The 22,834-nt window shown below is 69.2% G+C and carries 21 protein-coding genes and 1 pseudogene; 11 read left to right on the forward strand and 11 right to left on the reverse strand.

Annotated features, from left to right (window positions below):
* From K8V84_RS15465 to K8V84_RS15475, 3 genes are all read right to left on the reverse strand, one after another.
* Nucleotides 1-333 (reverse strand): biotin carboxylase N-terminal domain-containing protein (locus K8V84_RS15465; RefSeq protein WP_304075461.1); only part of this gene is annotated, 333 nt, incomplete at its 3' end.
* Between the two features lie 88 nt (nucleotides 334-421).
* The gene (locus K8V84_RS15470) at nucleotides 422-661 is read right to left on the reverse strand and encodes an acyl-CoA carboxylase subunit epsilon (RefSeq protein ID WP_304075464.1); all 240 of its coding nucleotides are present in this window, start codon (nucleotides 659-661) and stop codon (nucleotides 422-424) included.
* Complete coding sequence (locus tag K8V84_RS15475; protein ID WP_304075467.1) at nucleotides 658-2,268, reverse strand: acyl-CoA carboxylase subunit beta; 1,611 nt, start codon at nucleotides 2,266-2,268, stop codon at nucleotides 658-660. The genes K8V84_RS15470 and K8V84_RS15475 overlap by 4 nt, the downstream gene beginning before the upstream one ends.
* Before the next feature lie 347 nt (nucleotides 2,269-2,615).
* On the opposite strand from K8V84_RS15475, the gene K8V84_RS15480 reads away from it, so the two are divergent.
* The 5 genes from K8V84_RS15480 (at nucleotide 2,616) to K8V84_RS15500 (ending at nucleotide 8,596) form a co-directional block, all read left to right on the forward strand.
* Nucleotides 2,616-5,177 (forward strand): phosphoenolpyruvate carboxylase, encoded by a 2,562-nt coding sequence (locus K8V84_RS15480; protein ID WP_304075575.1) that lies wholly within the window; start codon nucleotides 2,616-2,618, stop codon nucleotides 5,175-5,177.
* 108 nt (nucleotides 5,178-5,285) lie between these two features.
* A complete protein-coding gene (locus K8V84_RS15485; RefSeq protein ID WP_304075469.1) occupies nucleotides 5,286-6,128 on the forward strand; it encodes a biotin--[acetyl-CoA-carboxylase] ligase in 843 nt (280 codons plus the stop codon).
* Between the two features lie 88 nt (nucleotides 6,129-6,216).
* Nucleotides 6,217-6,738, forward strand: coding sequence for a PH domain-containing protein (locus K8V84_RS15490; RefSeq protein WP_304075471.1), 522 nt, complete (start codon nucleotides 6,217-6,219; stop codon nucleotides 6,736-6,738).
* Nucleotides 6,739-6,869: 131 nt separating this feature from the next.
* Nucleotides 6,870-7,865: an adenylate/guanylate cyclase domain-containing protein gene (locus K8V84_RS15495; protein ID WP_304075473.1), complete on the forward strand. Its 996-nt coding sequence runs from the start codon at nucleotides 6,870-6,872 to the stop codon at nucleotides 7,863-7,865.
* A 95-nt stretch (nucleotides 7,866-7,960) separates the two neighbouring features.
* Nucleotides 7,961-8,596: an MBL fold metallo-hydrolase gene (locus K8V84_RS15500; RefSeq protein WP_304075475.1), complete on the forward strand. Its 636-nt coding sequence runs from the start codon at nucleotides 7,961-7,963 to the stop codon at nucleotides 8,594-8,596.
* Between the two features lie 68 nt (nucleotides 8,597-8,664).
* On the opposite strand, the gene K8V84_RS15505 is transcribed toward K8V84_RS15500, so the two are convergent.
* The 3 genes and pseudogenes from K8V84_RS15505 to K8V84_RS15515 all read right to left on the reverse strand — a co-directional run bounded on the left by K8V84_RS15505 (nucleotide 8,665) and on the right by K8V84_RS15515 (nucleotide 11,463).
* Nucleotides 8,665-9,786, reverse strand: coding sequence for a DNA alkylation repair protein (locus K8V84_RS15505; protein ID WP_304075478.1), 1,122 nt, complete (start codon nucleotides 9,784-9,786; stop codon nucleotides 8,665-8,667).
* Nucleotides 9,787-10,069: 283 nt separating this feature from the next.
* A pseudogene (locus tag K8V84_RS15510) lies at nucleotides 10,070-10,258 on the reverse strand (succinate dehydrogenase/fumarate reductase iron-sulfur subunit); the annotation flags it as partial.
* A 203-nt stretch (nucleotides 10,259-10,461) separates the two neighbouring features.
* Nucleotides 10,462-11,463, reverse strand: a complete 1,002-nt coding sequence (locus K8V84_RS15515) for a LysR family transcriptional regulator (RefSeq protein WP_304075480.1) — start codon at nucleotides 11,461-11,463, stop codon at nucleotides 10,462-10,464.
* A gap of 131 nt (nucleotides 11,464-11,594) precedes the next feature.
* Here K8V84_RS15515 and K8V84_RS15520 point away from each other — a divergent pair, with 131 nt between their 5' ends.
* From K8V84_RS15520 to K8V84_RS15530, 3 genes are read left to right on the forward strand one after another with little or no spacing between them, the layout of a single operon-like run.
* The gene (locus tag K8V84_RS15520; protein WP_304075577.1) at nucleotides 11,595-12,245 is read left to right on the forward strand and encodes a succinate dehydrogenase cytochrome b subunit; all 651 of its coding nucleotides are present in this window, start codon (nucleotides 11,595-11,597) and stop codon (nucleotides 12,243-12,245) included.
* On the forward strand, nucleotides 12,246-14,192 hold the full coding sequence (locus K8V84_RS15525) for a fumarate reductase/succinate dehydrogenase flavoprotein subunit (RefSeq protein ID WP_304075482.1): 1,947 nt from the start codon (nucleotides 12,246-12,248) through the stop codon (nucleotides 14,190-14,192).
* Nucleotides 14,189-14,935, forward strand: coding sequence for a succinate dehydrogenase/fumarate reductase iron-sulfur subunit (locus K8V84_RS15530; protein WP_067603574.1), 747 nt, complete (start codon nucleotides 14,189-14,191; stop codon nucleotides 14,933-14,935). Before K8V84_RS15525 ends, K8V84_RS15530 begins: the two co-directional genes overlap by 4 nt.
* Nucleotides 14,936-15,078: 143 nt before the next feature.
* On the opposite strand, the gene K8V84_RS15535 is transcribed toward K8V84_RS15530, so the two are convergent.
* The 4 genes from K8V84_RS15535 to K8V84_RS15550 all read right to left on the reverse strand — a co-directional run bounded on the left by K8V84_RS15535 (nucleotide 15,079) and on the right by K8V84_RS15550 (nucleotide 17,647).
* The gene (locus K8V84_RS15535) at nucleotides 15,079-15,714 is read right to left on the reverse strand and encodes an N-acetyltransferase (protein ID WP_304075486.1); all 636 of its coding nucleotides are present in this window, start codon (nucleotides 15,712-15,714) and stop codon (nucleotides 15,079-15,081) included.
* Between the two features lie 79 nt (nucleotides 15,715-15,793).
* The gene (locus K8V84_RS15540) at nucleotides 15,794-16,429 is read right to left on the reverse strand and encodes a GNAT family N-acetyltransferase (protein ID WP_304075488.1); all 636 of its coding nucleotides are present in this window, start codon (nucleotides 16,427-16,429) and stop codon (nucleotides 15,794-15,796) included.
* A gap of 53 nt (nucleotides 16,430-16,482) precedes the next feature.
* Nucleotides 16,483-17,184 (reverse strand): RNA methyltransferase, encoded by a 702-nt coding sequence (locus K8V84_RS15545; RefSeq protein WP_304075491.1) that lies wholly within the window; start codon nucleotides 17,182-17,184, stop codon nucleotides 16,483-16,485.
* Between the two features lie 67 nt (nucleotides 17,185-17,251).
* Nucleotides 17,252-17,647 carry a DUF3054 domain-containing protein gene (locus tag K8V84_RS15550; RefSeq protein ID WP_304075494.1) on the reverse strand — a complete coding sequence of 132 codons (396 nt, stop codon included), beginning with the start codon at nucleotides 17,645-17,647 and terminating at the stop codon, nucleotides 17,252-17,254.
* Nucleotides 17,648-18,006: 359 nt separating this feature from the next.
* Between K8V84_RS15550 and K8V84_RS15555 the strand changes: the two genes are divergently transcribed.
* A complete protein-coding gene (locus tag K8V84_RS15555; RefSeq protein ID WP_304075496.1) occupies nucleotides 18,007-18,666 on the forward strand; it encodes a hypothetical protein in 660 nt (219 codons plus the stop codon).
* A 347-nt stretch (nucleotides 18,667-19,013) separates the two neighbouring features.
* Here K8V84_RS15555 and K8V84_RS15560 read toward each other — a convergent pair whose 3' ends face one another.
* A complete protein-coding gene (locus tag K8V84_RS15560; RefSeq protein WP_304075499.1) occupies nucleotides 19,014-21,209 on the reverse strand; it encodes a prolyl oligopeptidase family serine peptidase in 2,196 nt (731 codons plus the stop codon).
* Between the two features lie 110 nt (nucleotides 21,210-21,319).
* Here K8V84_RS15560 and mshB point away from each other — a divergent pair, with 110 nt between their 5' ends.
* Nucleotides 21,320-22,186, forward strand: a complete 867-nt coding sequence (mshB, locus tag K8V84_RS15565) for an N-acetyl-1-D-myo-inositol-2-amino-2-deoxy-alpha-D-glucopyranoside deacetylase (RefSeq protein ID WP_304075502.1) — start codon at nucleotides 21,320-21,322, stop codon at nucleotides 22,184-22,186.
* 59 nt (nucleotides 22,187-22,245) lie between these two features.
* Nucleotides 22,246-22,815: a hypothetical protein gene (locus tag K8V84_RS15570; protein WP_304075505.1), complete on the forward strand. Its 570-nt coding sequence runs from the start codon at nucleotides 22,246-22,248 to the stop codon at nucleotides 22,813-22,815.
* Nucleotides 22,816-22,834 lie beyond the last annotated feature (19 nt).

The following is a 22,834-nucleotide window of genomic DNA, read 5'->3' on the forward strand; positions in this document are numbered from 1 at the left end:
CGCGGTGATCGCCGCCGGGGGCGGACCGATCCAGGTCAGGCCGGCGTCGATGACGGCCTGGGCGAAGTCGGCGTTCTCGGCCAGGAACCCGTACCCGGGGTGCACGGCGTCGGCGCCGGTGGTGGCGGCGACGGCCAGGAGCTTGTCGATGTCCAGGTAGGAGTCGGCCGGAGTGGACCCGCCCAGGGAATGGGCCTGGTCGGCGATCCTGACGTGCAGGGCGTCCAGGTCGGGTTCGGCGTAGACGGCCACGCTCTCGATACCGGCGTCACGGCAGGCGCGGGCGATACGTACGGCGATCTCACCGCGATTGGCGATCAGTACTTTGCGCACGATGGGAAAACCTCCAGCTGGGGCGCGGAGCGGATCACGCGCCGACCGCTCAACGAAGAGTCTAGGGAACGAAGGAGCACGTCAGGGCTCATCTCGTGCTCATGCGCCAGGCGCCGGGGCCGGGGCGCAAGGGGGTGCGCGTACCGCGCGATCGGTCGCGCCATCCGGACGTGGACCGCTCGGGCCCGTCCTTCTCGGCGGCGGCACGGGCCGCCGCCGCGCGGGCGGTGAGCACGGCCGTGAGCGCGGCGAGCTCCTCTGCGGAGGGTTCGCCGCGCACCACGACCAGGTGCGGTGGTCTGTCCGATGACGGGTTCGGCGCGCTCACAGCGGAATGTTCCCGTGCTTCTTGGGCGGGAGCTGCTTGCGCTTGTTGCGCAGGGCCTTCAGTGCCTTGGCGACCTGGGTCCGCGTCTCGGAGGGCATGATGACCCCGTCGACGTAGCCGCGCTCGGCCGCCGTGTACGGGTTCAACAGGGTGTCCTCGTACTCGCCGACCAGACGGGCCCGCTCGGCCTCGACGTCCTCGGCCGCGGCCAGGGTGCGCCGATGCAGGATGTTCACCGCGCCCTGGGCGCCCATGACCGCGATCTGCGCGGTGGGCCAGGCCAGGTTGATGTCCGCGCCCAGGTGCTTGGAGCCCATCACGTCGTAGGCACCGCCGAAGGCCTTGCGGGTGATCACCGTGATCAGGGGGACCGTGGCCTCGGCGTAGGCGTACAGGAGCTTGGCGCCGCGACGGATGATGCCGTCCCATTCCTGGTCGGTGCCGGGCAGGAACCCGGGCACGTCCACGAAGGTCAGCACCGGGATGTTGAAGGCGTCGCAGGTGCGCACGAACCGGGCGGCCTTCTCGGAGGCGTCGATGTTCAGGCAACCCGCGAAGCTCATCGGCTGGTTGGCGACGATGCCGACGGACTGTCCGTCCACCCGGCCGTATCCCACCACGATGTTGGTCGCGAAGCGCTCGTGCACCTCGAGGAAGTCACCGTCGTCCAGGACGGCCTCGATGACCCGCTTGATGTCGTAGGGCTGGTTGGCCGAGTCCGGGATGAAGGTGTCCAGGGCCAGGTCGCCGTCGGTGACCTCGTCGCCGAGGTCCTCCTCGGGGGCCAGCGGCGGCGGGTCCTCGAGGTTGTTGTCGGGAAGGTGCGACAGGAGCGTCTTGACGTAGTCGATGGCGTCCTGTTCGTCGGCGCCCATGTAGTGGGCCACGCCCGAGGTGCCGGAGTGGGTGGCGGCGCCGCCCAGCTCCTCCATGGACACGTCCTCACCGGTGACGGTCTTGATCACGTCGGGTCCGGTGATGAACATCTGGGAGGTCTTGTCGACCATCACCACGAAGTCGGTCAGGGCCGGCGAGTACACGTGACCGCCCGCGGTGGCCCCCATGATCAGGGAGATCTGCGGGATCACACCGGAGGCGTGGGTGTTGCGCTTGAAGATCTCGGCGTACAGGCCGAGCGCGACCACACCCTCCTGGATGCGGGCGCCGCCACCCTCGTTGATGCCCACCACGGGGCACCCGTTGGTGAGGGCGTGGTCGAGGGCTTTACAGATCTTCTCACCGTAGACCTCGCCCAGTGAACCGCCGAAGACGGTGACGTCCTGGCTGAACACCGCGATGGGGCGTCCGTCCACGGTTCCGTACCCGGTCACGACGCCGTCGCCGTACGGGCGGTCGGCGTCCAACCCGAAGTTGGTCGAGCGGTGGCGGGCCAGGGCGTCGAACTCCACGAACGAGCCGGGATCGAGCAGTGCGTCGATCCGCTCGCGCGCGGTCATCTTGCCCTTCGCGTGCTGCTTTTCGACAGCGCGACGGGACCCGGCGTGCACGGCTTCGTACCTGCGTCGTTGCAGGTCCGCGAGCTTGCCCGCGGTCGTGTGTATGTCGATCTCGGAAGCGGAGAGCGGTTCTGGGGCTTCGGTGGCCATAACCGTCCAGGGTAGCTCCGAGGGTCCGGTAGGTCCGAGGGTGCCCCTCGCTTACGTGTCGGTTCGGGTGGTTCCGGGTGGACCCGGAGCCCGGAGGGTGCGTCGGGTCGGGAAGGGAGCGAAAGCCGTGCGATATGCCGAAAAATGCGTGAGTCGCTGTGAATTCACTCGTCCCCGACACAATTGTTAACGCGATGGCAAAGCGGGCGAGAACACACCCCCGACCGTGTGTGCGCAGGGGCGATCTCGGTATCGTCGGCCTCATGACAGCGGTTAGCGCAGAACGTGACAGTGCCCGGCAGGAAGTACCCGAGCAGCTCAGGAATGACGTCAAATTGCTCGGCGAGATGCTCGGAACGGTCCTCGCCGAAAGCGGCGGTGAGGAACTGCTCGCCGATGTCGAGAAACTCCGCCACGCCGTGATCGGGGCCCGTGACGGCTCCGTCACCACCGAGGAGATCACCGCGATCGTCGGCGCCTGGCCGTTGGAACGCGCCAAGCAGGTCGCCCGCGCGTTCACGGTCTACTTCCACCTCGCCAACCTGGCCGAGGAACACCAGCGCATGCGCGCCCTGCGCGAGCGAGACGACGCCGCGAACCCGCCCCACGAGTCCCTGGCCGCCGCGGTGCGCGCCATCCGTGAGAGCGGGGGCGGCGAGGAACGGCTCACCGAACTCGTCGAGGGCATGGAGTTCCACCCGGTTCTCACCGCCCACCCCACCGAGGCGCGACGCCGTGCCGTGTCCACCTCCATTCTGCGCATCAGCGCCCAGTTGGACGCCTGGCACGGCGCCCACGAAGGCAGCACCGCGGCGGCCGAGACCCACCGTCGCCTGCTTGAGGAGATCGACCTCCTCTGGCGGACCTCGCAGCTTCGCTACACCAAGCTCGACCCGCTGGACGAGGTGCGCACGGCCCTGGCCGCCTTCGACGAGACGATCTTCTCGACCCTGCCGAAGGTGTACCGGACCCTGGACGCCGCCATCGACCCCGAGGGCACGGGCACCCGCGCGCCCCGAGCCACCCCCTTCGTCCGTTACGGCAGCTGGATCGGCGGTGACCGCGACGGCAACCCGTTCGTCACCCACGAGGTGACCCGGGAGGCCATCACCATCCAGTCCGAACACGTCCTGCGCGCCCTGGAGAACGCCTGCGAGCAGGTGGGACGGACCCTCACCGCCTACTCCAACCTCACCCCCGCGAGCCGGGGCCTGCTCGACGTCCTCACCGAGGCCAAGGCCGCCTATCCGACGCTGATGGCCGAGGTCGGGAAGCGTTCGCCCAACGAGCCCCACCGCCAGTTGCTGCTTTTGGCCACCGCGCGGTTGCGCGCCACCCGTGAGCGCGACGCCGACCTCGCCTACCCCGACGCCGACGCCTTCCTCGCCGACCTGCGTCTGGTGCAGGAATCCCTGGTCGCGGCCGGGGCCACGCGACAGGCCTACGGCGAGCTCCAGCACGTGGTGTGGCAGGCCGAGACGTTCGGTTTCCACCTGGCCGAGCTGGAGATCCGCCAGCACAGCGAGGTGCACGCTGCGGCGCTCGCCGAACTGGAGGCGGGCGGCGAGTTGTCCGAACGCACCGAGGAGGTGCTGGCCACCCTGCGCACCATCTCCTGGATCCAGGAGCGCTTCGGTGTGGAGGCCTGCCGTCGCTACATCGTCAGCTTCACGCGTACGGCCGAGGACATCGAGGTCGTGTACAAGCTGGCCACCTACGCCCTGCCGCCCAAGCGGGTGCCGGTCCTGGACGTCATCCCGTTGTTCGAGACCGGCGCCGACCTGGAGGCCTCGCCCCAGGTCCTGGCCGGGATGCTCGACCTGCCCCAGGTGCGGAAGCGGCTGGTCGACAACGACCGTCGTCTGGAGGTCATGCTCGGCTACAGCGACTCCGCCAAGGACGTCGGCCCGGTCAGCGCGACCCTGCGCCTGTACGACGCCCAGGCCCGACTGTCCTCATGGGCCCGTGAACACGACGTGCGCCTGACCCTGTTCCACGGCCGGGGCGGTTCCCTGGGCCGCGGAGGCGGACCGGCCAGCCGTGCCCTGCTGGCCCAGGCCCCGGGTTCGGTGGACGGCCGGTTCAAGGTCACCGAACAGGGCGAGGTCATCTTCGCCCGCTACGGGCAGTCCGCCATCGCCCGTCGCCACATCGAACAGGTCGGCCACGCCGTCCTGATGGCCTCCACCGACGAGGTGCAAGAACGCGAACGCGCCGCCGCCGAGCGCTTTCGCCCCCACGCCGACACCATCGCCTCCGCCGCTCAGGAGGCCTACCTGGAGCTGATCGGCACCGAGGACTTCGCGGTGTGGTTCTCCCAGGTCAGCCCGTTGGAGGAGCTGGGAGAGCTGCGGCTCGGCTCGCGCCCCTCCCGGCGTGGGGCGGCCAAGGGCCTCGGCGACCTGCGGGCGATCCCGTGGGTGTTCGCCTGGACCCAGACCCGAGTCAACCTGCCCGGTTGGTTCGGGCTCGGCACCGGTCTGGCCGCCGTCGCGGACCTGCCCACCCTTCAGGCCGCCTACCGGGAGTGGCCGCTGTTCGCGTCGCTGCTGGACAACGCGGAGATGAGCCTGGCCAAGACCGACCGCACCATCGCCGAGCGGTACCTGGCGCTGGGCGGCCGTCCCGAGCTCACCGAGAAGGTCCTCAACGAGTACGACCTGACCCGGAGCCTGGTCCTGCAGGTGACCGGGCACAGCCGTCTGCTGGAGAACCGGGCGATCCTGTCCCGGGCCGTCGACCTGCGCAACCCGTACGTGGACGCGCTCAGCCACCTGCAGTTGCGGGCCCTTGAGGCGCTGCGCGGCGAGGAGGCGGACTCCCTGTCGGAACAGGACGGTCAGCACCTGGAGCGGCTGCTCCTGCTGTCCGTCAACGGTGTGGCCGCCGGTCTCCAGAACACCGGCTGACCGGCCCCGAAGGTCCTCGGGCCCCGCGTCCCCTCCGGGCGCGGGGCCCGAGCGCCTTCCAACGGGGCGATCGACGGATGGAGTGCTCGGCGCTGCTGTAATGGGGTCATGACCGGTGAACACAGCGACGAGATCCCCGTTCTGGACCAGACCGCCCTCACCGCCGCCGTGGTGCGGCCGGGTGGACTTTGGCGGAGCGTGGAGGTGGTGCCCGAGGCCGGCTCCACCAACACCGACCTGGCCATCCGCTCCAAGGAAGGGGCGCCCGAGGGGACCGTGCTGGTCACCGAGCACCAGACCGCCGGGAAGGGGCGGCTGGGGCGCGGGTTCACCACCCCGGCGCGGGCGGCCCTCACCTTCTCGCTGTTGGTTCGGCCGTCCGTCCCCTCGGAACGTCTGGGATGGGTGTCCCCGTTGATGGGGCTGGCCGCCGTCGCCGCGGTGCGCGAGGTGACCGGGGTGCCGGCCGCACTGAAGTGGCCCAACGACGTCCTGGTCCCGGGGGAGGACCGGGACGGCAAGCTCGCCGGGATCCTCGCCGAGGCCGATTTCTCCGCCCCCGACCGGGTGGGAGTGGTGGTGGGCATGGGCCTCAACGTCTCCCAGGACCGGGACGACCTGCCGGTGGAGACCGCCACCTCGCTGCGGGCCGAGGGGGCCGGAGAGGTGGGGCGCGCCGAACTGCTGCGCGCCGTCCTGACCGCGTTCGAGGAACGCTATGTCGCCTGGGCCGCGGCCTCGGGGGACGCCGAGGCCGGTGGCCTGGCCGACGAGTACCGCCGCGTGTGCGTCACCCTGGGCCGCCGGGTCCGGGTCCACCTGCCCGGAGACCGCCTGTTGGAGGGCACCGCCGCCCGGGTGGACGACCAGGCCCGACTGGTGGTGGCCGGACCGACGGGGGAGAAGGCGTTGAGCGTGGGAGACGTGGTGCACGTGCGCCCCGGTGGCTGAGCCGCGGGCCGCCGAGCCACGGAAGAGTCGTCCACAGGGACGAATTCGTGTCTCCCGCGGCGCGGAAGCTTGTGTCATTATCACCGGTATGGCTATCGCGGACCGTTATCTCTCCGACGACGAGGAACTCGTCCACGTCGCACGGCAACACTGGACCGTCCTCGCGGGTGAGTTCGTGATGCTGTTCGTCATCATCGCGGTGGTGGGTACGGCACTGTTCTTCATTCCCTGGAGCGAGGAGTGGAGCCTCATCGCCGGAGGCGTCGTGGTGGTCGTCGGGGTCGTCGCCGCGCTGGCCCTCTGGTTCGTCCCCATGCTCAAGTGGTCGACCACCGTCTACATCCTCACCAACCGGCGGCTCATGATGCGCGACGGCATCATCTCCAAGCAGGGCCGCGACATGCCGCTCGCCAGGGTGAACGACGTCTCGTTCAACATCTCCCTGTGGGAACGGATCATGCGGTACGGAACGTTGTCCATTCAGTCGGCGTCCGAACAGGAGGGCATGGTCCTTCAAAGGGTGCCTGAACCCCAGTGGTTCCAGTCGGAGATCTACCGCCAGGTCAACTCGGCCCAGCGGCCGGACCACCCGGCCGGACCACAGGGCTGACCAGCGGTTTCGTCACCCGGGCCCCACGGGGTGTGGGAGTAGGCTGAAACCGGAGCCAAGGCCGTGCCCCCGGGCCGGTGCCATAGAGATTGCTCCCCGCCCGGCGGGGAAGGTCCCGTGAAAGAGAACGTATGCCGTCGCGTCCTGACCCGAAAGCGATCGAGTCCGCCCTACTCGGTGGAGAAGCGGTCTACACCAGGGAACAGGCGGTCGAGCTCGCCGGAGCCGATCCCGAGCTCGCCGGCCGAGTCTGGCGTGCCCTGGGCTTTCCCACCCTTGGTGACGACACGATCATCTTCGCCGAGAGCGACGTCGAGGCCCTGCGCATCGCCCACTCCCTGCTGGAGGAGGGCGTCCTCGACGAGGAGGGTGTGGTCCGCTTCGCCCGCGCGATGGGGCAGACCATGGCCCGCCTGGCCGACTGGCAGACCAGCATCCTCAGCACGCTCATCTTCCAGGACGGCGGCGAGGACCTGGCCAACAGTCCGCTGATGAACCAGGTCAAGGAGCTGCTGCCGGACGTCGAGCGCCTGCTGCTGCACATCTGGCGTCGGCAACTGGCCGCGTCCACGGCGCGCACGCTGGCCGTGATGTCCAACGGCAGCGACATCATCCCGAACTACTACCCGCTGATCGTGGGCTTCGCCGACCTGGTCTCCTTCACCACGCTCAGCCGCGAGCTCGACGAGATGGAACTCGCCGGTGTGGTGGAGGGCTTCGAGGCGACCGCCGCCGACATCATCGCCTCCGGGGGCGGCCGTGTGGTCAAGACCCTCGGCGACGAGGTGCTCTTCGTGGCCGACTCGCCCACCCAGGCGGCCGACATCGCGCTGCGTCTGGCCTCGGGGGTCAAGACCCACGTGGAGGTCCCCGACGTGCGGGTGGGCGTGGCCTACGGCCCGGTGCTGACCCTGCACGGCGACGTCTTCGGCACCACGGTCAACCGATCCAGTCGGCTCACCTCCTTCGCCCGACCAGGGACCGTCCTCATCGACGAGGGCCTCGCCGAGAACCTCGAAGGGGTGGAGGGGATCCAGGTGGTGCAGGTCAGGGCCCGGCACGCGCACGGTCTCGGCCTGATCCAGCCCTACACGCTGCGCCGCGACTTCGATGCCCCGAACCCTTGACACACCGGTGAAGCCGACCCGAACAGCGTGTGCGAGGGGACCGCGCCCGATAGGCTCGAAGCTCCTGCCCCGTAAGACGTTCAGGTGGTGAGCCTGTGAGTTCCCAGTCGCCCGTCCAGCGGCTACGTACCTCAGGGATCTTCAGTTTGGAAGGTTCCGAGTCCAATGTCGAGAACAACGTGTGGATCGTCGGCGACGACGATACCGCGGTGGTGATCGATGCCTCCCACGACCACGAGCGCATAGCCCGAGGCCTGGGCGATCGCGAACTCATGGCGATCGTGTGCACCCATGGACACAGCGATCACATCGACGCCGCGGTGGCCCTGGCCGACCTCACCGATTCCCCGATCCTGCTGCACCCCGACGACGCCGAGCTCTGGGAGCAGGTACACCCCTACCGCGAACCCGACGCCCCGTTGTTGCACGGTGAGGCCCTGACCGCGGGCGGGATCGAGTTGACCATCCTGCACACCCCGGGGCACACCCCGGGCGGGGTGTCCCTGTACGCCCCGGAGCTCGGGGTGGTGTTCAGCGGGGACACGCTCTTCCCGGACGGCCCAGGCGCCACCGGCCAGCCGTCGTCGGACTTTCCGACCATCATCGCCTCCATCCGCGACCAGTTGACGGTCCTGCCGGGCGACACCGTGGTGCACCCCGGCCACGGCGAGTCCACCACGATCGCCGAGGCCGCCGCCCACCTGGAGGGTTGGGCCCAGCGCGGCTTTTGACCCGGGACCCGCGGAACGAGCCGAACCCGGGGCCGGGGTCGGCCCGGCCGCGGTCAGGCGGCGACCGTTCAGACGTGGAGGTCGAAGGCGGCGGACGCCTTGACCAGGCCGTTGACCTGGACCTCCACCAGGTGTTCGCCCGGGTGATAGGTGCGGGTGCTGATCGGGCGCACCGGGTGCTTCTTCTCCAGGGACCGACGTTCCCCGGAGCACAGCTCCACCTTGGTCCACTTGAACACCTTGCGGCCCCGGGAGCCGTCGGCGCGGACGTGGTGCACCACGTAGTCGACCACCGTCATGTGCGGGCGGGTGTCGGTGTTCTCCAGTTCGACCCGCACCAGCAGGGTCCCGCCCAGGTCCAGCACGCCAGGGGACAGGGCGAGTCCGTGGGCGAGGACGTGTTCGCCGCCGGTGGCGCCGAGCAGTGCCAGGGCCCGCTGATCGCCCTCCTTGACCAGGGTGCGCAGGGCGTGCCGAACCGTCCACGCGGTCTCTGGGGTGGGGCTCTCCCGGGTCCACCGCTCGACCAGGTCCAGGACCAGGTCGGGATGCTCACGGGCGATGTCGTTGAGGTTGTTGGCCACCGACGTGCGCACGTACTTGGAGGGGTCGCTGCGCAGCTCCTCCAACACTTCGAGCACGGGTAGGGGATCGGCGACGAACTCGGGGAGCCGGCTCGCCCATGGCAGCCGGGGCCGGATGCCCTCGCTGGCGAACCGGCGCACGTTGTGGTCGGGGTCGACCGCGCAGGCGCGCATCAGCGCCATGGTCGGTTCGTAGTGCCGTCGCACGAACGGTCGGACGGCGAACTCACCGGTGTGCCGCTTGGTGATCTCCACCAGGGCGGGCAGCGAGGACTCCGGGTGCTCCAGCCCGTACTCCTCCACGAACCGGGCCACGGCCATGAGGTGGAACCCCTCGTTGAACATGCCCTCGTCCTCGCCCAAGGGGGCCTTGAGCGAGGCGACCAGGACGGAGACCGCCTCGGGGTAGTGCCCGGGAAGTCGGTCCCGTAGGCCCCGCGCCATCACGAGCACCCGGTCCTTGAGCTCCAGGGGACCGACCTCCCGATCGACCTCCGCTGCGTAGGATTCCACGTCGAACCCTGGAAACACCGCCCGGATGGAATCACCGAGCCTGCGCGCCGCCGCGCCGTCGAAGTGCTTCTTGAGGCTGTGTTCACCGGCCATGCCCGCACGCTCCCGCCGTCGACTGGGGAGGGCAAAGCTATCCCGCCCCTACGACGAAGTCGAGAATTCCCCGAAGCCATGACAAAGGTGATTCCCCTGGCCTTTTCGCTAGTACAGGAAGAAATTCCACCGTCGAAAACGACCACCGGTCACGGGCGCTTCCAAGGGACGATCCGCGCCCCTTCCTCCGATTCCACCGAAACGGAGTCGGGGCGGCGGGAGAACGCCCGACGCCCAGGCCTTCGATCCAGGCTCCGCCCCGCTCCCGCCGGGGCTCGGAGTCGCGGATGTCCGGCGTGATCGGGGTGCCCTTCGGTCGCATCCCGATCGTCGAACCAGGCCACACCAACGGGTCGTGCCCGCGGTCCACCACACGCTCCCCGAGCGGGATCAGCGCGTTGCCGGTGATGCGGATCCCCTCCGTGCAGCACTCGGTGACGTCGCAACAGCCCATTTCGAACTCGTCCTGGGAGGCCGGGTGACCTACAGGCGGTGCGGTAGGTCCAAGACCACCTCGCGCCCTCGTCCGAGCCTCGCCACACCCGGAAAGGGCCGCTCGGTCATGACGTGCCCTCCCCGGTGAGGTACTCGGCCGACGCCCGCGCCCCTCCTCCACCTCGTCGCGGGGCGGTGGTTCCGGTGGCCCGCGGTTGTTCGAGGGAAGGGGCGGGTGTGTCAGGTGGACGTGGACAGTCCGTCGTCCGGCGTCTCACCATGTCGGTTCCGGGGGCCTCCGGCGTCCGTCGCGGAGATGAGGACCTCCAGGTCGGGACCCAGGTCCTCCGGACCCATCGCCAGCAGGTAGGTGTTCAGGTGCCGGCGGAACGCGTCCGCGGAGTGCGAGGGTTCCACGTCCTTGCGCCGGGCCAGCGCCACGGTGCGCAGCAGGCGGGGGCGGGACAACGGTGTGCCTCGCAGGCCGGGCCGGTTGCGCAGCACCATGCTGGGCACCACCGCCAACCCCAGGCCGGCCTCGACGAACCGCAGTACGGCGTCCATCTCGCCGCCCTCCACGGCCAACTCCGGCTCGAAGCCGGCGGCGCGGCAGGCGCGCAGCGTCGCCTCGCGAACGTCGTATCCCCGCCGGAACATGACCAGGGGTCGCCCCTGGAGTTCGGTGATGCGCATCGAGGCACGCCCGTTCGGCGCGGGCCCCGAGGTGGGGCTGGCCACCACGAGGTTCTCCCGCAGGATCGGGGTGGTGGAGAAGTCCGGATCGCTGCTCTGCAGCGGGAGGATGATCAGGGCCATGTCCAGTTCGCCGCGGCCCAGGTTGCGGATGAGGTCGCGCGAGCCGCTCTCCTCCACGTGGAGTTCGATCCCGGGGAAGCGGGTATGGAAGTCGGCGAGAACGTCCGCCAGCAGCCCCGCGCACAGGGACGGGGTCGCCCCCAATCGCACCCGGCCGCGCCGCACGCCGGCCAGCTCCGCCACCTCACGACGGGCCGTCTCCAGGTCGGTGAGGATGCGTTGGGCGAGCGGAAGCAGCGCCTCGCCCGCCGGCGTGAGTGTGATGTTTCCCCGGGCACGACTGAATAACGGCGCACCCAACTCCTTCTCAAGGCTGCGGATCTGTTTGCTCAAACTCGGCTGAGCGACGCGTGAAAGCTCGGCTGCACGGGTGAAATGGCGTGTGCGGGCCACAGCGACGAAGTAGGCGAGCTGCTGGAACTGCATGGTTGATAGCCTAAGGCTATGGACACTAGGGTCGCGATGACTTGGACGTCGGGCTTAACTCGAATTTAAAGTGACAGGCTGTGGCGAACAGTACCTTGACCAAGAAGCGGTCTACGGCCTACGGATCCACGGTGGCGCTGAAGGCAGCGATGGCGACCTCCGGTGCGATCCTCGTGCTGTATTTGATCGCGCACATGTACGGCAACCTGAAAGTCTTCGCGGGCCAGGAGGCCTTCGACGGCTACGCTCACGGACTCCGTGAGATCGGCTACCCTCTCCTGCCCGAGAGCGGCTTCCTGTGGATCTTCCGGATCGTTCTCCTCGCGAGCATCCTGATCCACATCTATTCGGCGGCGGTGCTGACGATCCGCGCGCGCAAGGCGCGTCAGCAGCGCTACGTGGTGAAGAAGCGGGTGAAGCGCACCTACTCCTCCTACACCATGCGTTACGGCGGTGTGCTGATCGCGCTCTTCGTGATCTTCCACATCCTGCACCTGACGGTGAACGTGATCGCCCCCGGCGGCAAGTCGGACAGCCCCTACGAGCGACTCGTGAACGGTTTCCAGCCCGAGTTCTGGTTCGTGACGCTGTTCTACATCGCCGCGGTGATCGCGGTCGGCTTCCACCTGCGACACGGCATCTGGAGTGGCATGGCCACCCTGGGCGCCAACACCGCCGCGCGCCAGGGCAAGATCAACGCCGTGGCCGTGGCGATCGCGCTGGTCGTGACCGTCGGGTTCCTGCTTCCGCCCCTGGCGGTCACCTTTGGACTGGTGAGTTAATTGTCTGACACCGACCTTTACACCGAGGGCTCCCCGATCCGGGACGAGAAGGCCCCCGAGGGGCCGATCAACGAGCGCTGGGACAAGCGCCGTTTCTCGGCCAAGCTGGTCAACCCCGCGAACCGGCGCAAGCTCTCCGTCATCATCGTGGGCACCGGCCTGGCCGGTGCCTCCGCCGCGGCGACCCTGGGCGAGGCGGGCTACAACGTCTCCTCGTTCTGCTACCAGGACAGCCCCCGGCGCGCGCACTCCATCGCCGCGCAGGGGGGCATCAACGCCGCGAAGAACTACCGCAACGACGGCGACAGCATCCACCGCCTGTTCTACGACACGGTCAAGGGTGGTGACTTCCGCTCCCGCGAGTCGAACGTCTACCGCCTCGCGCAGACCAGTGTCGAGATCATCGACCAGTGCGTCGCCCAGGGTGTTCCGTTCGCCCGCGAGTACGGCGGTCTGCTCGACAACCGTTCCTTCGGTGGCGTGCAGGTCTCCCGTACCTTCTACGCCCGCGGGCAGACGGGTCAGCAGCTGCTGATCGGCGCCTACCAGGCCCAGGAGCGGCAGATCGCCGCCGGCACCGTCAAGATGCACACCCGGCACGAGATGCTGGAGCTGGTCATCGTGGACGGCAAGGCGCGCGGCATCATCGCCCGCGACATGGTCACCGGTGAGATCGAGACGCACTTCGCCGACGCCGTGGTCCTGGCCACCGGCGGTTACGGCAACGTGTTCTTCCTGTCCACCAACGCGATGGGCTCGAACGTCACCGCCGCCTGGCGCGCGCACCGCAAGGGCGCGTACTTCGCCAACCCCTGCTACACGCAGATCCACCCGACCTGCATCCCGGTCAGCGGCGACTACCAGTCCAAGCTGACCCTGATGAGCGAGTCGCTCCGTAACGACGGTCGGATCTGGGTGCCCAAGAAGGGCGGCGACGACCGCGACCCGCGTCAGATCCCCGAGGACGAGCGCGACTACTACCTGGAGCGCATCTACCCGGCCTTCGGCAACCTGGTGCCGCGTGACATCGCCTCCCGCGCCGCCAAGAACGTCTGCGACGAGGGTCGCGGCGTCGGCCCCGGTGGTCTGGGCGTGTACCTGGACTTCGCGGCCGCCATCGAGCGCATGGGTCGGGATGCCGTCGAGGCCAAGTACGGCAACCTGTTCGACATGTACCAGCGCATCACCGGTGAGAACCCGTACGAGGTTCCGATGCGCATCTACCCGGCGGTGCACTACACCATGGGTGGCCTATGGGTCGACTACGATCTGCAGAGCACCATCCCGGGCCTGTTCGTGACCGGTGAGGCCAACTTCTCCGACCACGGCGCCAACCGCCTGGGCGCCAGCGCGCTGATGCAGGGTCTGGCGGACGGTTACTTCGTCCTGCCGAACACCATCAACGACTACCTGGCGGAAGGTCCGTTCGAGAAGGTCGACGAGAGCCACCCCGACGCCGTCGAGGCCAAGGACCTGGTCACCAACCGGATCGACAAGCTGCTCTCCATCAACGGTTCCCGCACCGTCGACTCCTTCCACAAGGAGCTCGGCCACATCATGTGGGACTACTGCGGCATGGAGCGCAACGAAGAGGGTCTGCGCAAGGCCATCGACCTCATCCGCGAGCTGCGTGCGGAGTTTTGGCGCGACGTCAAGGTGCTCGGCACCAACGAGGAGTTCAACCAGGCTCTGGAGAAGGCCAACCGCGTGGCCGACTTCCTGGAGCTCGGTGAGCTCATGTGCGTCGACGCCCTGCACCGTCGCGAGTCCTGCGGTGGTCACTTCCGGGCGGAGAGCCAGACCGACGACGGTGAGGCGCTGCGTCACGACGACGAGTTCGCCTACGTCGCCGCCTGGGAGTTCGCCGGCGTTGACAGCAAGCCCGTGCTCCACAAGGAAGCTCTGGAGTACGAGTACGTCGAGATGAAGCAGCGGAGTTACAAGTGAACATCACCCTGCGCGTTTGGCGCCAGAAGGGCCGTGACGACGAAGGCCGGATGGTCACGTACAAGCTCACGGACGTCTCGGAGGACATGTCCTTCCTCGAGATGCTCGACGTTCTCAACGAGAAGCTCACGCTCGAGAACGAGGACCCGGTCGCCTTCGACCACGACTGTCGTGAGGGCATCTGTGGCGCCTGTGGCGTCGTGATCGACGGTGAGGCGCACGGCCCCGAGCGCACGACCACCTGTCAGCTGCACATGCGCAGCTTCAACGACGGCGACACCATCACGGTCGAGCCGTGGCGGGCCAAGGCGTTCCCGGTCGTGAAGGACCTCGTCGTCGACCGTGGTGCGTTCGACCGCATCATCCAGTCGGGCGGTTTCATCAGCGCGCCCACCGGTACCGCCCCGGACGCCCACGCCAACCCGATCCCGAAGCCGGACGCCGACCGCGCGTTCGACGCCGCGACCTGCATCGGTTGTGGCGCGTGCGTGGCGGCCTGCCCGAACGCGTCCAGCATGCTGTTCACCGCCGCGAAGGTCACGCACCTGGGCATGCTCCCGCAGGGACAGCCCGAGCGCGCCTCTCGCGTGGTGAAGATGATCAACCAGCAGGACGAAGAGGACTTCGGCGGCTGCACCAACATCGGTGAGTGCGCCGCGGTCTGCCCGAAGGGCATCCCGCTGGACACCATCTCCCAGCTCAACCGCGACCTGCTGGGCTCGCTCGGCAAGGGCATCGGCTAGTTCCGATCCCCGGTCGTGAGTCGGGGCCGTCTCCCAACGGGAGGCGGCCCCTGCTCGTTCACTCCTTCGACCGCCGAAGCGGCCCGGTGTCCTGCTCGGTGTCTGGCGCGCGATGCCACGGACCCGGGCGGTCCCGACCGGGGTCAGACGGAGGGGCGGAGCATGCAGTAGGTGGAGGGGAAGTCCGGGTCGTTGACGGCTCGGACGACGCGGAAGTCGAACCGCTCGTAGAAGCCGATGTTGGCCGGGTTCGTCGTGTACAGGTACACCGGGACCCCGTCGGTGTCGGCCTGGGCGAGTCCGGCGCGCAGCAGGCTCGAACCCACGCCGGTGCCACGGGCGGCCGGGTCGGTGCCCATCGCCCTCAGGTGCCAGTGCGGCTCCTCGGGGACCGACCCCTTGAGGTCGGCGATGTAGCGCATGACCCGGGGCAGGTGCCGTACCCCCAGCATCGACGCCAGATGCGGCAGGGACCGGAGCATCGTCGCGTTCTCCTTGGCGTCGTCGCCGGGAGGCTTCCACAGGCCGGCGCCGCGCACCACCCGGCGCCCGTCCTCATCGGTCTCGAAGACGTGGGCCTCACCGTCGGGAACGAGATCGAAACCCGCGGTGAGGGCGCACATCCGGATGGAACGCGCCATGCGGGTCTCGTTCCCGGGAAAGAACCACCGGAACAGCGGGTCACCGTAGAAGGCACGGCCGAGCACCCGTGCGATGGCGGGGACGTCGTCCATGGTGGCGGTACGAATCGACTTCACAGAGCTGGCCGTCGCGGGCATCGGTCCCGTCCTTCCCGAAGGTCGTCACCGACATGCTAGATCACGGTCACGTCACGGGTGGGCGGTTCGGTGGGAACGGTCAGGACGCTTGCCGCAACAGGAAGTAGCCGGTCCCGACGTCCTCGTGCGGGATCTCGTGGACGACCCGGAACCCGAACCGTTCGTAGAACCCGATGCTCTTGTCGTTGAGCGTCTGGGTGAACACCGGCAGTCCCTGGGAGTCGGCCTCGTCCAGCCCGGCGGAGAGCAGCCCACCGCCCACCCCGGCGCCGGCCGCGCTCGGGTCGACTCCGAGTCCGGCCAGGTACAGGTGGGGTTCCTGTGGGGCGGCCATCTTCCACTCGGCGAAGATCCGGACGAACGCGGCGACCCGACCGCGTCCGAGCAGGGACCCCCAGTGCGGCCAGGTGCGCAGTGACACCAGCGGCCCCTCGGGGTTGCTCGTGGGCGGCGCCCACAGCGCGACGGCGCGGGGGACCGGGACGGAATCCTCGGATTCGGCGATGGCGGTCAGGCGGGTGTCCCCGCCGGGGACATAGCCGTAACCGGTGGTCAGGGCGAAGAAGCGACGCACCTTGGCCATGCGGTTCTCGTTGTCGGGGAAGAGCCAACGGAAGAGCGGGTCGTCGTGCAGCGAACTGCTGAGGACACGGGCGAGGTCGGGGACGTCGTCCAGTGTGGCGGCGCGAGCGACGGACGTGACGATCGGACTCATCCTTGCTACTTCCTGGTAGGGGGGCGATCCGTTCATGTTAGATCACGGACGAATCACGGAGTGGGTGTGGTCGCCGCGTCGGGAACGGGCTGCGCGAACACGTGCGCCCGGACCCAGGCGTGCATGGCGATCGCCGCGGCGGCCCCCGCGTTGATCGACCGGGTCGAACCGAACTGGGCGATGGACAGCACCGCCGCGCACACCTGTCGAACCTCCTCCGACAGTCCCGGGCCCTCCTGTCCGAACACCAGTACGGCGTTGCGCGGCAGCGGGTAGGTCTCCAACGGCACGGCGCCCGGCAGGTTGTCCACGCCGATCAGCGTCAGGTCGTGTTCGGCCGCCCAGGCCACCAGCGAAGCGGTGTCCGGGTGATGGTGCACGTGCTGGTAGCGGTCGGTGACCATGGCGCCCCGTCGGTTCCAACGGCGCTTGCCCACGATGTGCACGGCCGCGCAGCCGAACGCGTTGGCGGTGCGCACCACCGACCCGATGTTGAAGTCGTGCGACCAGTTCTCCACGGCCACGTGGAAGTCGTGGCGGACCATGTCCAGGTCGGCCACGATCGCCTCACGACGCCAGTACCGGTAGCGGTCGACCACGTTGCGCCGGTCGCCGTCGGCGAGCAGCCCGGGGTCGTAGTGGTCGCCGTCCGGCCAGGGTCCGGGCCAGGGCCCCACCCCGACCTCGCGCGCCTCGTCCTCACCGCCCGTGATGGTGGTGTCGGAGTTGGCTTCTGGGGCCGGTTGTTCGTTCATCGACACCAGCTTACGAACGGTCCGTACCCGGTCGTCCCGGCGAAGGTCGCACTCGATCGGGGCCGGCTCACGCCTCCGGGCCGACCGTTCGGGCCGATGCCCGGCCCTTCCTGGAGACCAACAGTGCCACGGTCCGCCAACCGAGCATGGTCACCACCAGGAACAGCGACGTCACCACGACGAAGGAGAGCGGCGCTCCCTCCCCGGTGAGCAGGCGCAACGGCATCGCGCCGATCACGGTCACCGCCCACACGAACACTCCGGTCGGCCAGATCCGGGAGGGTGAGCGCCACGCCAGGGTGGCGAGCCAACCGGCGAGCAACGCGACCACGAACGGCCACGCCGTCCCGGCCACCGCGGCCGGGGCCAGACCGGTCGCGTGGTCGGCCTTGCCCACCACGACGAAGACGAGCACGCAGACCAGGTCGGTCACCAGGGCCAGGAGTGGGGTGTACGAACGCATACCTCCAGGCTAGGCCCGCTCCCGGCGACCCTCACGCCGGGTCGCCGTCCGGAAGGCGGCGTCGAGAGTCCCCGGCCGCCGCACGGGGCGTGGCCGGAAACGGACAGTGGCGAGGTGAACCCAACGTGACGAAGTGGCATCAGAGCCCCCCGGATCGCCTCCACCGTGCCCCGTCCGACTCGATCCCCCGGAACCTCCATGACCCGAGCCGCCGTCCTGTCCACGGGTGTGTCGCCCCTCGCCCCCGAAGACCTCGCCCATCACCACACGGGCTCATGCCCCACCCTCCTGCTGACCGGCCCGGACACGCCATCAGATCCCGTTGCCCCGATCACCCCCGACCCGGAAGTGAGAGCTCCATGTCCACCGACCCCCTGCCCCGTCCAGGCCGTGACCTTAGTGGCCCCGGTGACACGCTTGCGCACCATTACGTCCAGACCCGAGAACCCGTTCCGGCGTTCCTCCTGGACATTCACATGATCACCGGTGGGCTCATGGCCATCGGACCGGACCTGGAGGAGGTCGTTCACTTCGACAACACGCCGCTCCAACCCGAGGAAGTGCCGGATCGTGTGTACTACCGGGACGAGGAACAGCGGCGCTCTGCGTACGGGCATCCCAGCGACCGGTGGGAGGGGGTCATCGACTCGGTGTTCGCCTATCTGGCTCCGGTCGACGTGACCTATGAGGGCACCGGAACCACCCCCACGGAATACCTGCCCGCAGAGGTCCTCGGAGAGGGGCGCCTGGCGGAACGGACAGGACACCGTTACACGGCCACCTACCTTGAAGAGGACCACGGGGACCACGGGGACGTGGAGGCCGTGCTGGAGTTCTGGGTCGATGAGGCCGGTTATCCGCTGTACTTCGACCAGAACGTCGCCCTCGATGGAGAGGACCCCGAGACCGGGCTCCCCGACGAGTCCGGCTATCGGGTTGAGTTCGCCCACTTCGACGAGCCCATCGACCTCCACGTCCCTTCCGAGGACGAGATCCTTCCCGAACGCCCCGGGTTCTGAACCCCGACGACGTGGCACGGACACGGCGGCTCTGCCGGCCCCCGACGTCGTGAAAGGAAACGATGAGCACATCCCCACCCCCGCCTGATCGGCCCCTACCGGCCGGTGGGGCGGATCGGGGCCGGCGGCATGGCTGTGGTGTACGTGGCGCTGGAATCCGAGGGGCGTATCGGGCTCAAGACCGTCCACGCGAAGCACGCGGACCGGCTCCCGGGCCACCGGGAGTCGTTCACCCGTGAGGGCGAGATCTCGTCGGGAGACGACGGAGGTCCCACCCAGAGCGCCCCTGACACAGGCGGGTCCCGGCGCCCGCTTCGGCGCCGGGACCCGCTCGAACCCCCGGAGGACTACGCCCCCTGGCCGTCCTTGAGGTTCTGCTTGAGGAAGTCGACCTGGAGCAGCAGCAGGTTCTCCGCCGTCACCGGGTCCGACGGGCTGTGCGTCACCCCGGCCAGCGGCAGCACCGTGTGCGGGCGGCCCGCGGCCAACAGTGCCTCCGACATCCGCTGGGTGTGCGCGAACACCACGTTGTCGTCGATGAGCCCGTGGACGAGCATCAACGGACGCTCCAGCTTCGCGGCGTCCGAGAGCAGCGACGAACCCGCGTACACCTCCTCCTGCTCCTGCGGCAGGCCCAGGTAGCGCTCGGTGTAATGGGTGTCGTACAGCGTCCAGTCGATCACCGGGGCGCCCGCCACCGCCGCGTGGAACACGTCCGGGCGGCGCAGCACGGCCAGCGCCGCCAGGTAGCCGCCGAACGACCACCCGTGGATGCCCACCCGGGAGGTGTCCAGGTGGTCGAACCGTCGGGCGGCGTCCTCCAACGCCTCGACCTGGTCGTCCAACACCGGATCGGCGAGGTCGTGGTGGACCGCCTGCTCCCACTCCACACCCACGCCCGGGGTGCCACGGCCGTCCGCGATGAGCACGGCGAAACCCTGCTCGGCGAACCACTGCGAGGACAGGTAGGCGCCACGGGCGTTGAGCACCCGCTGCGCGTGCGGACCGCCGTAGGGCGCCATCAGCACCGGCAGCGGTGCCTCGCCCTCGCGGTACCAGGACGGCAGGACCAACGCCGTGGGGATCTTCCGCTCTCCGGCGAGCCAGGTCGTCACGCGCGGCTCCGGCAGTTCCGGGACCTCGGCGACGCTCTCGATCTCGCCGTACGAGCGGCGGGTCTCGGTGCTCGCGTTGCGCACCACGTAGGTCCGCACCCCGTTGAAGTCCATCGACCTGTGCTGCAGCACCAGGGTGTCGCCGCGCAGTCGACCGGCACGCAGACCACCGTGGCCGTCGTCGGCGCCCTCGGGCAGCTCAACCGGCGCACACGTGCCCTGACGGGTGTCGGCCAGCCACAACGACTGGTCCCCGGGACGGCCCGCGGGGGAGGCGGCGAACAGCACCCGGTCGCCGTCCACGCCCACGACGGCACGGACGTAGGAGTCGCCGCTGATCACCTTGTCGCCCACGTACACCCGGCGCTCGCCGGTGCCGTTCTCCCTGCCGATCCACACCGGTTCACCGGAGGCGGTGAAGTCCGGGACGCCCGGCATGAGCTCCACCCACACGTCGTCGCTCTCGGTGCGGGTGCGCGAGACCAGACCGGTCGCCGGGTCCGCGCTGAACAGGGCGAGGGTCCCCTGGTCCCGGCTCTGGGCGGTGAACACCAGGGTGGCGTTGCCGTCCGGTCCACTGGTCCAGCCCACGGTGGGCAGGTACGGCAGCTCCTCACGGTCCCACTCGATCGGCGTGGGTTCGGGGCGACCGTCGCGCCGGTAGGCGACGGGGGAGGGCACCGTGATCACGGCCAGGCGAACGTCCGGGTTGGCGGTGCCGGCGGCCGGGTAGCGCAGCGGCTGCGACTCCTGGTCGGGCCGGTTGGGGTCGCCGACGAACCAGCGGTTCACATCGGACTCGTCGACCCGGCTCACCGCCAGGGACGCGCCGTCGGGCGACCACCAAAAGCCCCGCATCCGGTTCATCTCCTCCGCGGAGACGAGGTCGGCCAGACCCCAGGTGACGTTTTCGCCGTGCGGCTCCACCAGCAGACGGTCGCGGTCCTCGTCGCCGTTGTCGACGATGTCGATCACCCGGACCGCGCCCTTGTGCACGTAGGCTACCCGTTCGCCCGCGGGGCTGATCCGGGGGTCCACGGCGGGGGCGGCCACGGGAAGCTCGCGAGGGTCGGAGTCGTCACCGACCAGGTCCACGTAGAACACCCGGCCGGACAGGGTGAAGACCGCGCGGGTGAAGGCGTCGTCCACCGTGTACGACACGATGCCGCCACCGTGCTCTCGCATCCGCTCCCGGCGGGCGCGCTCCTCCGGAGGAAGGTTCTCGTCGTCGGCACCGAGCGCGGTGGGGTCGGCCAGGAGCGTCAGCGCCCCGGTGTCGGGCAGGTATTGCCACAGACACGTGGCCTTGTCCGTGCCGTGCCGGCCGCGCAGGAAGGTGACGCGGTCGCCCTCGGGGGAGACCTGGAAGTTACGGGGGACCCCGATCGTGAAGCGTTGGGTCCGGGCCTGTTGGCGAGGAAAGCTCATAGGCCGATTGTGTCCCATCGCATCCACCGAGCGCTCCGAATGTCGACCGACCTGCCCTGATCTGGGTGTTCCGTGGGAAAGGACCCTGTCTGGACGGTATCGTTCGGCACGTGAGTGACAGGCGACTGATGATGGTCCACGCGCACCCCGACGACGAGAGCATCGTCACGGGGGCGACGTTGGCGAAGTACGCGGCGGAGGGGGCCGAGGTCACCCTGGTGACCTGCACCCTGGGTGAGGAGGGCGAGGTGATCCCGCCCGAGCTCGGCCACCTGATCTCCGAACGCGACGACACGCTCGGCGAGTACCGGGTCGGCGAGCTCGGCAAGGCCTGTGTGGCGCTGGGCGTACGCGATCACCGGTTCCTCGGCGGCCCCGGTCACTACCGGGACTCCGGGATGATGGGAGGTCCCACCAACGAGCACCCCAGGGCCTTCTGGGGCGCCGACGTGGAGGAGGCGGCCCGCCTGCTCGCCGAGATCATCCGTGAGGTGCGTCCGCACGTCCTGGTCTCCTACGACGAGCACGGCGGTTACGGCCACCCCGACCACATCCAGGCCCACCGGGTCACCCGTCGGGCCTGCGCCAAGGCCAACGAACGGGCCCTGCCGGGCACGCCCTGGAAGGTCGACAAGCTCTACGCCGTCGCTCAGCCGGTCTCCCGGATCGAGGAGTCCATCGCCCGACTGAACGAGGAGGTCGGGCCCTTCACCCCGCCCCGCGAGGTCTCCGACATCGCCCGGGGCACCCCCGACTCGATCGTCACCACCCGGATCGACGCCACCGACCACTGGGCCGCCAAGACCCTGGCGATGCGCGCGCACACCACCCAGATCACCGTGGACGGGGAACGGTTCGCGCTGTCCAACGACATCGCCCAGGAGATCGACGCGGTCGAGTACTTCACGCTGTTGATGGGGTCGCCGCCCAAGGCCGACGCAGACGGTTACGAGAGCGACCTGTTCGCCGGGCTGTGACGGCCCGCTCCCGGGCCCCGGCCGCGTCCACGGCCGGGAAGCGCCTACCCTCGTCTTTCGTGACCACACCTGAATCCGTCGCGGGGACCCAGAGTCGCCCGCCCGCCCTCCTGTCCTCGGCGATGACCGTCCTGTCGTTCCTCGTCCTGCTTCCGACCGGGGCGGCGGTGGGCGTGCTGTCCGGGTTCGGGATGTCCTGGTTCTCCCACCACTGGCCGCTCGGTCTCCCCGTTCAGGCCGGGGCCGTCGTCGGGGTGGTGGTGTTCCTGGTGCTGCTGTACACCCTCACCCGGCTGGCGGCGTGGGGCAGCCGACGCCAGTCCGGCGCCACCGGGTTCGCGGTCGGTTACGTCCTGTCCCTGTTGGGCATGATCGGCTACCTGCCGGGCGGGGACATCGTGTTCTCCGCCGCGCCGGTCAACTACGTGTACCTGTTCGGGTCCATGGTCGCCTTGGCCGCCGGAGTGATGCGCAGCGTCACCCTGCCCGGGCCGACCCCCCGGAGCGGGCCGGCCACCGCGCAGGGGACGAGGTCGGCGGCCGGCGGGATCAACCTGACGCCGCCGGATCTGAAGCCCGGGATGCCCGACAGCCCCTTCGACCCGCCCAAGGGCGGATCGAAGGAGTGAGCCTTCGCGAAGGAGCGGG

It is taken from the genome of Nocardiopsis listeri, from assembly GCF_020741345.1.
In the GTDB taxonomy this organism is placed as follows: domain Bacteria; phylum Actinomycetota; class Actinomycetes; order Streptosporangiales; family Streptosporangiaceae; genus Nocardiopsis; species Nocardiopsis listeri_A.

What these genes read in the sequence shown, in the direction of transcription:
- K8V84_RS15475 (WP_304075467.1), bottom strand. Translation starts at nt 2,268, where the DNA reads ATGGCCACCGAAGCCCCAGAACCGCTCTCCGCTTCCGAGATCGACATA.
- K8V84_RS15480 (WP_304075575.1), top strand. Translation starts at nt 2,616, where the DNA reads ATGCTCGGAACGGTCCTCGCCGAAAGCGGCGGTGAGGAACTGCTCGCC.
- K8V84_RS15485 (WP_304075469.1), top strand. Translation starts at nt 5,286, where the DNA reads ATGACCGGTGAACACAGCGACGAGATCCCCGTTCTGGACCAGACCGCC.
- K8V84_RS15490 (WP_304075471.1), top strand. Translation starts at nt 6,217, where the DNA reads ATGGCTATCGCGGACCGTTATCTCTCCGACGACGAGGAACTCGTCCAC.
- K8V84_RS15495 (WP_304075473.1), top strand. Translation starts at nt 6,870, where the DNA reads ATGCCGTCGCGTCCTGACCCGAAAGCGATCGAGTCCGCCCTACTCGGT.
- K8V84_RS15505 (WP_304075478.1), bottom strand. Translation starts at nt 9,786, where the DNA reads ATGGCCGGTGAACACAGCCTCAAGAAGCACTTCGACGGCGCGGCGGCG.
- K8V84_RS15515 (WP_304075480.1), bottom strand. Translation starts at nt 11,463, where the DNA reads ATGCAGTTCCAGCAGCTCGCCTACTTCGTCGCTGTGGCCCGCACACGC.
- K8V84_RS15535 (WP_304075486.1), bottom strand. Translation starts at nt 15,714, where the DNA reads ATGCCCGCGACGGCCAGCTCTGTGAAGTCGATTCGTACCGCCACCATG.
- K8V84_RS15540 (WP_304075488.1), bottom strand. Translation starts at nt 16,429, where the DNA reads ATGAGTCCGATCGTCACGTCCGTCGCTCGCGCCGCCACACTGGACGAC.
- K8V84_RS15545 (WP_304075491.1), bottom strand. Translation starts at nt 17,184, where the DNA reads ATGAACGAACAACCGGCCCCAGAAGCCAACTCCGACACCACCATCACG.
- K8V84_RS15550 (WP_304075494.1), bottom strand. Translation starts at nt 17,647, where the DNA reads ATGCGTTCGTACACCCCACTCCTGGCCCTGGTGACCGACCTGGTCTGC.
- K8V84_RS15555 (WP_304075496.1), top strand. Translation starts at nt 18,007, where the DNA reads ATGTCCACCGACCCCCTGCCCCGTCCAGGCCGTGACCTTAGTGGCCCC.
- K8V84_RS15560 (WP_304075499.1), bottom strand. Translation starts at nt 21,209, where the DNA reads ATGAGCTTTCCTCGCCAACAGGCCCGGACCCAACGCTTCACGATCGGG.